Origin of the sequence: Mesorhizobium sp. M7A.F.Ca.CA.002.09.1.1 (assembly GCF_003998555.1) — a bacterium.
In the GTDB taxonomy this organism is placed as follows: domain Bacteria; phylum Pseudomonadota; class Alphaproteobacteria; order Rhizobiales; family Rhizobiaceae; genus Mesorhizobium; species Mesorhizobium ciceri.
This window is the reverse complement of sequence record NZ_RZRR01000090.1, coordinates 1-10150: the sequence shown is the minus strand read 5'-3', so window position 1 is coordinate 10150 and position 10150 is coordinate 1. Positions and strand designations below refer to the sequence as shown.

Below are 10150 nucleotides of genomic sequence, written 5' to 3'. Positions count from 1 at the left end.
ATCCGGAGGCGGGCAGCGTCTGGCTCGGCCGTCTGCTGCAGCAATGGCCGAACGCGGTATGGCTGAACCCCGAAGATCCCAAGAACTGGGGCTACACCCATTCGGTTGCGATGATCCGCGACATTTTCGGCGGCCGCATGTTCCCGCTGACGCTGGCCGGGCTGGAGGGCGCGACCAAGCAGCTTTCAAGAAAGCACTGAAAGACCGACAGGAGATCCGATGACCTGCTTCCTCTGCCTGCAATGCGGCGTCCAGTTCGCGGCGACAGAGACGCCGCCAGAACATTGCCCGATCTGCGAGGACGAGCGCCAATATGTGCGCTGGGAGGGCCAAGCGTGGATCACGCCGGAGGAACTTGCCGAAGGACACCGGCTTGTTATGAAGGACGATGCCGGCGTTCTCGGCTTCGGCATCGAGCCGCGCTTCGCCATCGGCCAACGGGCGCTGCTGGCGCAGACGCCGCACGGCAACGTGCTGTGGGACTGCGTTTCGATGGTCAGCGACGAGGCGGTGGCCGAGATCAACCGCCGCGGTGGCCTGGCGGCGATCGCCATCTCGCACTGCCACTATTATTCGGTGATGGCCAGTTGGAGCGAGGCGTTTGGCGGCGTGCCGATTTATCTCCATGCCGACGACCGCCAATGGATCATGCGACCGCACAAGGCGATCGTCAGTTGGGAAGGCGAGACGCTGGCCATAAACCCTTCGCTGACGCTCATCCGCTGCGGCGGCCACTTTGCCGGCGGTCAGGTGCTGCACTGGAAACGCGATGTCGGCGACGTCTTGCTGGCCGGCGATATCTTGCAGGTGACGCCGACGCGCCACCATGTCAGCTTCATGTACAGCTATCCGAACTACATTCCGCTCAATGCAGCGGCCGTGCGCCGCATCGCGGCGGCACTGGAGCCATTCGCGTTCGACCATATCTATGGTGCATGGTGGAACCAGAATGTCATCGGGGGCGCAAAAGCGGCGTTCGCTGCTTCGGTCGATCGCTATCTCAGGGCGATCGCATAAAGATCACGATCGAAAATGCGGGCAAATCGCGTAACAAATGCCTATCTTGGTGCGAATATGAGGTTGCAATCCGCGCATGGTCCCGAACCTCCGGTTCGGAAAGGATCATGCGCAAAACCAAAGTACTACAGCGTCCTTTGCGCGTCCGATGGGCGCGCGGCGCTGTAGTGGCGAGCCGGCAAGGCTGAGGAGATCGAATGGACACCCACACCTACCCTGTAACCCGCACCGACGCCGAATGGCGCGCCCGGCTGACGCCGGAGCAGTATGCCGTCATGCGCGGCCACGGCACCGAGCGGCCGGGAAGTTGCGCTTTGCTCTACGAGAAGCGCGCCGGCACCTTTTCCTGCGTCGGCTGCGACCAGCCTTTGTTTGAATCCAAGCTGAAGTTCGAGAGCGGCACCGGCTGGCCGAGCTTCAACGACCCGGTGCCGGGTTCGGTCGAAAACACCGTCGACCGCAGCTACGGCATGGTTCGCACCGAATGCCATTGCGCCCGCTGCGGCAGCCATCTCGGCCATGTCTTCGAGGACGGCCCGCCGCCGACCGGCCTGCGCTATTGCATCAACGGCGTGGCGCTGAAATTCGAGCCGGCGGCCTGAACCGAAATTCGATTGAATGAATGAAAAGGGCGGCTGCGGCCGCCCTTTTCATTGCCCCCCGGCCGAACCCGGCGAACGCGGTGGGCGCCCGTGTCCGCTCTCAGACCACGACCGTCAGGATCAGCCATAATGTGGCGCCGAGCGTCATCAGTGAGGCCTTGGCGCCACCGGCCTTTTCCGTGGTTCGCCATACGGAAAAGGTCAGAAAGAGGTTGTAGGGCACCGGTGCGAAATGCACCGCCAGAACCAGCGCCAGCGGCAGCTTCAGTCCGAGCAGGACGATCGCGGCCACCAGAGATGCGACGTTGAGCGCCGTGCCGACAAGAACAAGGTCGCGCCAGAACAGCCGGTCGAGCGGCACCTGGCCTTGCCAGCGTGAGCGGAAAAAGGAGCCGATACCCTCTGGCAACACCGGATGTCTATCCCTGCCTCAGGACTTCGGTTACCGCGCGCTCGAAACGCGAACATTCGGTCACCAGCCAGTCGGCCATGGCTGGCCAGTTGTCCTCGGCATAGCAGTTCACCCGCCACATCGAATTGATGCCGAGATCCTCGCAACTCTGTTCCGGCCTGAGCTTCAGCCGGGCTTCGATATCAGGCTGGAACGGTTTCAACCGCGACCACGCTTGCGTGGCGCCGAACTTCTCGTTGCGGCCGAAGAAGACGCCGACCTGGCTCTGCGCCGGCGCGACATACATGGAAAGGACCAAGGCGAAATCGGGCAGCCCGCGCTGCCAGAACCAGGGTCCGCGCCTCGCCATCAGAGCCCTTTCTTCCGGATGCCGCTCGGCGAACAGCGTCCAGAAGCCGCGCTGGCGGAATTCAGAGGCGCGGCGGGCGCCGAAGTCGAATTCGCTCATGGCTCGATGCTCGCTCCGGCATCATGCTCGGCCGGAGACTGTTTCGAAATTCGCTCCGGCGAGTCATATGGTGGTGGTTTCGAGAACCGGAGCGGAGCGTACTTAAAGTACGTGAGCTCAGTTCTACTGCATTGCAGTAGAACTAGGGAAGCGCAGAAAACGCCACCAGATGGCCGCCGGAGTAGAATTTCCAGACGGTCTCTACACCATGCCGAGTGCGGCCTTGTACAGATCGAGGATGGTTTCCTCTTCCTGACGCTCGGCCTGGTCCTTCTTGCGCAGCCGGATGATCGTGCGCATCGCCTTGGTGTCGAAGCCTGTGCCCTTGGCCTCGGCGAACACTTCCTTGATGTCGTCGGAAATGGTCTTCTTCTCTTCCTCGAGCCGCTCTATGCGCTCGATGAAGGCACGCAGCTGGCCGGCGGCAACAGTCTGGCTGGTATCGGTGATATCGTCGGCCATATTTTTCTCCACATCGTTTCTGCGCCGCGACTCGGGATGCATGCAGCGGCGAATTGAGCGGGCTCGATGCCCGACCGCCGGCGGCGGGTCAAGCTGTTATCGATGATCGAACTGACGCTGCCGCCACGATGCGGACAGCGATCCCCCAGGAAGGTATCAATTAGCTGAAAGCGATCAGCAGATCCTTGGCATCGATCTGGTCGCCTGCCTTGACCAGCACCTCGGCGACCGTGCCGTCGCGCTCGGCATGCAGCGCCGTCTCCATCTTCATCGCTTCGATGGAAAGCAGCACGTCACCGGCCTTCACAGCCTGGCCGGCAGCCACCGAAAGCGCAGAAACGACGCCCGGCATCGGTGCGCCGACATGCGCCTCGTTGCCGGGTTCGGCCTTGCGGCGGGCCTTGGCGGCGGACGCGCCATGCGCCCGGTCGGGCACCTTGACACGGCGCGGCTGGCCGTTGAGCTCGAAGAACACGGTGACCATGCCCTTCTCGTCGACATCGCCGATGGCCAGGCACCGCACCACCAGCGTCTTGCCCTTCTCGATGTCGACGAAGATCTCGTCTTCCGGCTTCATGCCGTAGAAATACGTCGGCGTCGGCAGCACGCTGACCGGCCCATAGGTTTCCTGCGCGCCGGCGAAATCCGTGAACACCTTCGGATACATCAGCCACGAGGCGAATTCGAATTCCGACAGCTTGCGCTCGAGCTTCTCCTCGATTTCCTTGCGGTTGGCCTTGAGGTCGGCTGGCTTGAGCAGCGAGCCGGGCCGCACCGTGATCGGCTTGTCGCCTTTGAGCGCCTTCCTCTGCAGCGCCACCGGCCACCCGCCTGGCGACTGGCCGAGGTCGCCGCGCAGCATCGAGACGACCGAATCCGGGAAGGCGATATCCCTATCCGGGTTTTCGACATCGGCAACGGTCAGGTCCTGGCTGACCATCATCAATGCCATGTCGCCGACGACCTTGGACGACGGCGTCACCTTGACGATGTCGCCGAACATCAGATTGACGTCGTGATAGGTCTGCGCCACCTCGTGCCAGCGCGTCTCCAATCCGAGCGAGCGAGCCTGTTCCTTCAGATTGGTGAACTGGCCGCCCGGCATCTCGTGCAGATAGACTTCCGAGGCCGGCCCCTTGAGGTCGCTTTCGAAGGCGGCGTACTGGTTGCGCACCGCTTCCCAGTAGAACGAGATCTTCCTGATCCATTGCGGGTCGAGACCGGGGTCGCGTTCGGTGCCCTTCAGCGCCTCGACGAGTGAGCCAAGGCATGGCTGCGAGGTGTTGCCGGAGAAGGCATCCATCGCCGCGTCTATGGCGTCGACGCCGCTTTCCACCGCCGCCAGCACCGTCGCCGCCGACAGGCCCGACGTGTCGTGGGTGTGGAAATGGATCGGCAGGTCGGTCGCCTCGCGCAGCGCCTTGAACAGCACGCGTGCTGCGGAAGGCTTCAGCAGGCCGGCCATGTCCTTGACGGCGATGATGTGGGCGCCGGCCGCCTGCAATTCCCCGGCCAGGCCGACATAGTATTTGAGGTCGTATTTCGCCCGAGCCGGATCGAGGATATCGCCGGTGTAGCAGATCGCCGCTTCGATCAGCTTGCCCTCGGCTCCGACCGCATCCATGGCGACGCGCATGTTGTCGACCCAGTTCAGGCAATCGAAGACCCGGAACAGGTCGATGCCACCGCTTGCTGCCTGCTTGACGAAATGCTGCACGACATTGTCGGGATAGTTGGTGTAGCCGACGCCATTGGCACCGCGCAGCAGCATCTGCAACAGCAGATTGGGCGCCGCCTCGCGCACCAGCGACAGCCGCTCCCACGGATCCTCGGTGAGGAAGCGCATCGCGACGTCGAAGGTGGCGCCACCCCAGCATTCCAGCGATAGAAGCTGCGGCAAGGCACGCGCATAGGCACCGGCGATGCCGGCAATGTCATGCGTGCGCATGCGCGTCGCCAGCAGCGATTGATGGCCATCGCGCATCGTCGTGTCGGTGACCAGAACCTCCTTCTGATCGCGCATCCAGGCGGCGAACTTCTGCGGGCCCAGCACATCCAGCTTCTGCTTGCTGCCGCCGGGCACATTGCCGTTGAGGTAAGGCACCACGGGTGCCGCGGCGTCGGCCTTCGGCTGCGGCCGGCCGCGCGTCTCGGGATGGCCGTTGACGCTGACGTCGGCGAGATAGTTGATGAGCTTGGTGGCGCGGTCCTGGCGCTTGACCTGCTGGAACAGTTCCGGCGTCGTGTCGATGAACTTGGTCGTGTAGGAATTGTCGGCGAAGCTCGGATGGTTGATGATCGCTTCGAGGAAGGTCAAATTGGTGGCGACGCCGCGGATGCGGAACTCGCGCAGCGCCCGATTCATGCGGGCGATCGTCTCGGCCGGCGTCGGCGCCCACGCCGTCACCTTCTCCAGCAGCGGATCGTAGAAGCGGGTGATGACCGCGCCCGAATAAGCGGTGCCGCCGTCGAGGCGGATGCCGAAGCCCGTCGCGCCGCGATAGGCGGTGATGCGGCCGTAATCGGGGATGAAATTGTGCTCGGGATCTTCCGTGGTGATACGGCACTGCAGCGCGTGGCCGTTCAGCCTTATGTCCTTCTGCGCCGGCACGCCTGATTCCGGTGTGCCGATGGCAAAGCCGTCGAGGATATGGATCTGCGCCTTGACGATATCGATGCCGGTCACCTGCTCGGTGACGGTGTGCTCGACCTGGATGCGCGGGTTGACCTCGATGAAATAGAATTTGCCGGTGTCGGCATCCTGCAGGAACTCGACCGTGCCGGCGCCGATATAGCTGGTCTCGCGGGCGATCTTGAGCGCATGGCCGCAAAGCTCCTCGCGCTGCGACATTTCGAGATAGGGCGCCGGCGCCCGCTCGACGACCTTCTGGTTGCGGCGCTGGATCGAACAGTCGCGCTCGAACAGGTGCACGGCATTGCCATGGGTATCGCCCAGCACCTGCACCTCGACATGGCGGGCGCGTTCGATCAGCTTTTCGAGATAGACCTCGTCCTTGCCGAAGGCGGCTTTCGCCTCGCGCTTGCCTTCGGTGACTTCACGGGCAAGGTCGGCTTCGGCGCGGATGGCCCGCATGCCGCGGCCGCCGCCGCCCCATGATGCCTTCAGCATCACCGGATAGCCGATTTCCTTGGCTAGTGTCTTGACCGTCTCCATGTCATCCGGCAACGGATCGGTGGCGGGGATCACCGGCACGCCGACCTCGATGGCGAGATTGCGCGCCGCGACCTTGTTGCCGAGCCGCCGCATTGTGTCCGGCCTCGGCCCGATGAAGGTAATGCCGGCTTCGGCACAGGCGTCGGCGAATTCGGGACTTTCCGACAACAATCCGTAGCCGGGATGGATAGCATCGGCACCCGACAGCCTGGCGACGCGGATCACCTCCTCGATCGACAGATAGCTTTCGATCGGCCCCATGTCCTTGGTCAGATGCGGCCCGCGTCCGACCTGGTAGCTCTCGTCGGCCTTGAAGCGATGCAGAGAGTATTTGTCTTCCTCCGCCCAGATCGCCACGGTTTTGAGCCCGAGTTCGTTGGCCGCGCGGAAGACGCGAATGGCGATTTCGGACCGGTTGGCGACGAGGATCTTCGTGATGGCCAAGGACTGGGCTCCAGCGACGGAAGGAAGAGAAATCGGCGCAATGATTAGCGTGAAAATGCTGCAGTGCAAACGAAATTGACGCGCACTTAAACCGATTGAAATAGAAACATTGCGCCAAGGACCCTTCCCATTCCTCCGAACAGCTAAAAAAGAGCCGGCTTTCCGGTTAATGCACGATCATTGCCCGGCTAAGCATCGGCTCCATCGGCCGCCCCTGAACATGACGACGGCAAAAGAAAATGCCCGGCGCGAGGCGCCGGGCATCGGTAAATGGTCTGGAGACTGACGAGCTTACATCTTCTGGACGTAGGTGTACTTGCCGTCGTCGCCCTTCTTCCATTCGTACATGACGTAGCCGGGCAGCGTCGGATCGCCCTTGGCGTCATAGGACAGGTCGCCGAGAACGGTCTTGAAGGGGCCGTTTTCATGCAGCGCCTTGGCAACTGCCTGCGGGTCGTTCGACTTGGCAGCGGTCGCTGCTTCCGCGATCGCCTGCACGGCGGCGTAGGAGTAGAGCGTGTAGGCTTCCGGCTCGAAACCCTGCGCGCGGAACTTCTCGACGAGTTCCTTGTTGGCGGGGATCAGGCGCGGATCCGGGCCGAACGTGTTGAGCGTGCCCGCAACTGCGTCGCCAGCGATCGAAGCCAGTTCGTTCGACACGATGCCATCGCCGGAAACCAGCGTTGCCTTGAGGCCCTGGTCGGCCGCCTGACGGATGATCAGGCCGGCTTCGGTGTGCAGGCCGCCCCAATAGATGATGGAAACGCCGGCTTCCTTCATCTTGGCGATCAGCGCCGAGAAGTCCTTGTCGCCGACATTGATGCCTTCATACATGACTTCCGTCACGCCCTTGGCGTTCATCGCCTTCTTGGTTTCGTCGGCAAGGCCCTGACCGTAGGTGGTCTTGTCGTGAACGACAGCGATCTTGGCGTCCTTGAAGTTGGCGGCGAGATACGCGCCGGCAATGCTGCCCTGCTGATCGTCGCGTCCGCAGGTGCGGAACACGTTCCACAGACCGCGCTCGGTGAATTGCGGGTTGGTCGCGGCCGGCGTCACTTCGACGATGCCGTTTTCCGCATAGACTTCAGATGCCGGGATAGAGACGCCGGAGTTGAAGTGGCCGACCACGAACTTGACGCCGTCGCCGACGAACTTGTTGGCGACCGAGATACCCTGCTTCGGATCGGAGACGTCGTCGCCGACTTCGAGCTTGATCTGCTCGCCGTTGATGCCGCCCTTGGCATTGATGTCGGCGACAGCAGCTTCCGCCCCCTTCTGCAGCTGCGCGCCGAAGGCGGCGTTCGGACCGGTGATCGGGCCCGCGACGCCCATCATTACGTCAGCCCACGCGCTGCCGCCGAACGCGACAAGCGCGGTCAGGGCGACGGCGGACAAAAGTGACTTTTTCATTTAAACGCTCCCATTAACGGAGTGGGCGTGGATGAAGCTTTCATGCGATGCCCACCCTTATCGCAGAAAGCATAGTTTGCCGATTTTCAGGCACTTGTCACGCCGATTCAATTTCGAGGCGGCGTTAATGATGAACGTCAACCTTTCGGTTTCCAGCTCAAGAGTGAAGCTCTTTCGTAGAGCCAATTATACTGTGTCACCATCTGGTTGGTGCGCGTGTATTGATAGCCGACGAAGCCGAGGATCATCAGCACGATGGTGTCGACGACATAATAATGCAGCGAGAACATGGTGCCGCCGAACAGCGCGTGATGGATGAAGCGGATCGCGATGCCGAGGCCCAGCACATAGGCGAACAGCTGGATGAAGCTGCGCCACGTCTGGGCACTGGCCTTGCCCGTCATCCACGCCGCCCAGCCGCCGAGCAGACAGGTGACGAAGAAGAACTGCCAGATCGAGGGTTCCTCGTAAAGAATGCCCTGCATGGTGAAGTCTCCTTAGCATGATCCCGAAAGTTGCGGACTTTCCGGACAAAGATCATGCGACAAACAAACAATCTGGAGCGGAATAGCGGTGCACGCATTCCGCTTCGAACTCAGTGGTGTCCGCCCTCGAGATAGGCGGCGCGCACTTCCGGATTGGCGAGCAGTTCCTTGGCGGTGCCGCTCATCGTCACATTGCCGTTGACCATGACGTAGCCGCGCGTGGCGAGCTTGAGCGCGCCGAAGGCGTTCTGCTCGACCAGGAACACGGTCAGCCCCTGGGTGCGGTTCAGTTCGCGGATGGCGTCGAAGATCTGTTTGACGATCAGCGGCGCGAGACCCAGCGACGGCTCGTCGAGCAAAAGCAGCTTCGGCCGTGCCATCAGCGCGCGTCCGATCGACAGCATCTGCTGCTCACCGCCCGACAGCGTGCCACCGCGCTGGGTGATGCGCTCCTTCAAACGCGGGAACAGCGTGAACACCTTCTCGACGTCCTCGTCATAGTGCTTGAGGTTGTCGAGGCTGGCGCCCATCTGCAGGTTTTCCATCACCGTCATGCGCGGAAAGATCCGCCGGCCCTCGGGCGATTGGGCAATGCGCATGCGCGCGATCTCGTGCGTCGGCATCTGGGTTATGTCGGTGCCGGCAAAGGTGATAGTCCCGGCGCGAGCCCGCGGCGCACCGAAAATAGTCATCATCAGCGTCGACTTGCCGGCGCCATTGGCACCGATCAGCGCCACGATCTCACCCTGCTTGACGGTGACATCGACGCCGTTCAGCGCCCGGATGTTGCCGTAATAGGTCTGCACGCCCTTGATATCGAGCAGCGTTGTCGCGGCCATCACTTGCCCCCTCCACGCTTGCCCGCCACGGGCTTGGCAGCGGTCTTGCTCGCGGTCTTTCCGGAGGCTGCCTTTGCAGTCTTTGCGGAAGCATGGCTCGTCGCCACCTTGCCCGCATCCACGCGGCGCGAAAATTCCGTGTCCCTGCCCTGGCCGAGCAGCCTAGCCTGTTTGACCCATTCCTCGCGCGCGATACGTCCGTCAAAAGCAAGATAGGCTTCGGCGGCCTCGACGTCGGCCTTTTTCCAGGCGCCGATCTGGTCGAAGTGGAAGATGCCGTGGTCGTTGAGCTTCTTCTCGTTGACCGTACCGATGCCCTTTATGCGGGTCAAATTGTCGGCCTTGCCGCCGCGAGGCGCAGCCAGCCGGTTGGAGATCTCTCCAGTCTTCGCCGCAGGCTTGGCGGATGCGGTCGACTTCGCCGCCGTGCCGGTTGCCGCCTTCGACGTCGCTTTCGGAGCAGGCTTTGCCTTCGCCGGCGGCACGGCTGCCTGCGAGGCTGCCTTGTTTGCCGCGGCGAGCGACCTGGCGTCGACCTGACCGGCCTTTGACGCTCCCTTGGCCACCGTAACCCGCTCGCCCGAACTATGGCCGACCGTGTCGGTCACCGGCCCGGCGAGATAGGACGACGATGTTCCCGGACCGTGCGCGGCATCCGGCCCCGTATCGAGCTGTTCGATGACATCTTCGTCGCCGACTTCGGTAAGGACCGCTTCGACTTCCTCGTCGTCGACGCCGAGATAGGCGGCGATGACGCGCGGATCGGTGCGCACCGACTGCGGACTGCCGTCGGAGATCTTGCGGCCATACTCCAGCACCACGACATGGTCGGAGATCTGCATGACCACCGACATGT

9 protein-coding genes and 2 pseudogenes are annotated in these 10150 nt (G+C 62.6%); 3 read left to right on the top strand and 8 right to left on the bottom strand.

Annotated features, from left to right (window positions below; translation table 11 throughout):
• From EN994_RS06540 to msrB, 3 genes and pseudogenes are all read left to right on the top strand, one after another.
• Positions 1-200, top strand: a pseudogene (locus tag EN994_RS06540) (VWA domain-containing protein); the annotation flags it as partial.
• Between the two features lie 19 nt (positions 201-219).
• On the top strand, positions 220-1017 hold the full coding sequence (locus tag EN994_RS06535; RefSeq protein ID WP_063169211.1) for a hypothetical protein: 798 nt from the start codon (positions 220-222) through the stop codon (positions 1015-1017).
• 197 nt (positions 1018-1214) lie between these two features.
• Positions 1215-1619, top strand: coding sequence for a peptide-methionine (R)-S-oxide reductase MsrB (gene msrB / locus EN994_RS06530; protein WP_013529102.1), 405 nt, complete (start codon positions 1215-1217; stop codon positions 1617-1619).
• Between the two features lie 100 nt (positions 1620-1719).
• On the opposite strand, the gene EN994_RS06525 is transcribed toward msrB, so the two are convergent.
• From EN994_RS06525 to EN994_RS06490, 8 genes and pseudogenes are all read right to left on the bottom strand, one after another.
• Positions 1720-2031, bottom strand: a complete 312-nt coding sequence (locus EN994_RS06525) for a hypothetical protein (protein ID WP_024502896.1) — start codon at positions 2029-2031, stop codon at positions 1720-1722.
• 7 nt (positions 2032-2038) lie between these two features.
• Positions 2039-2479, bottom strand: a complete 441-nt coding sequence (locus EN994_RS06520; RefSeq protein ID WP_013529100.1) for a hypothetical protein — start codon at positions 2477-2479, stop codon at positions 2039-2041.
• Between the two features lie 201 nt (positions 2480-2680).
• A complete protein-coding gene (locus EN994_RS06515) occupies positions 2681-2941 on the bottom strand; it encodes a DUF2312 domain-containing protein (protein WP_013529099.1) in 261 nt (86 codons plus the stop codon).
• A gap of 160 nt (positions 2942-3101) precedes the next feature.
• Positions 3102-6560 (bottom strand): pyruvate carboxylase, encoded by a 3459-nt coding sequence (gene pyc / locus EN994_RS06510; protein WP_063169212.1) that lies wholly within the window; start codon positions 6558-6560, stop codon positions 3102-3104.
• A 291-nt stretch (positions 6561-6851) separates the two neighbouring features.
• Positions 6852-7970 carry a branched-chain amino acid ABC transporter substrate-binding protein gene (locus EN994_RS06505; protein WP_013529097.1) on the bottom strand — a complete coding sequence of 373 codons (1119 nt, stop codon included), beginning with the start codon at positions 7968-7970 and terminating at the stop codon, positions 6852-6854.
• Between the two features lie 137 nt (positions 7971-8107).
• Positions 8108-8455: a DUF6867 family protein gene (locus tag EN994_RS06500; protein WP_013529096.1), complete on the bottom strand. Its 348-nt coding sequence runs from the start codon at positions 8453-8455 to the stop codon at positions 8108-8110.
• A 110-nt stretch (positions 8456-8565) separates the two neighbouring features.
• Complete coding sequence (locus EN994_RS06495) at positions 8566-9294, bottom strand: ABC transporter ATP-binding protein (RefSeq protein ID WP_127307446.1); 729 nt, start codon at positions 9292-9294, stop codon at positions 8566-8568.
• Positions 9294-10150, bottom strand: a pseudogene (locus EN994_RS06490) (ABC transporter); the annotation flags it as partial. The pseudogene EN994_RS06490 and the gene EN994_RS06495, both read right to left, overlap by 1 nt.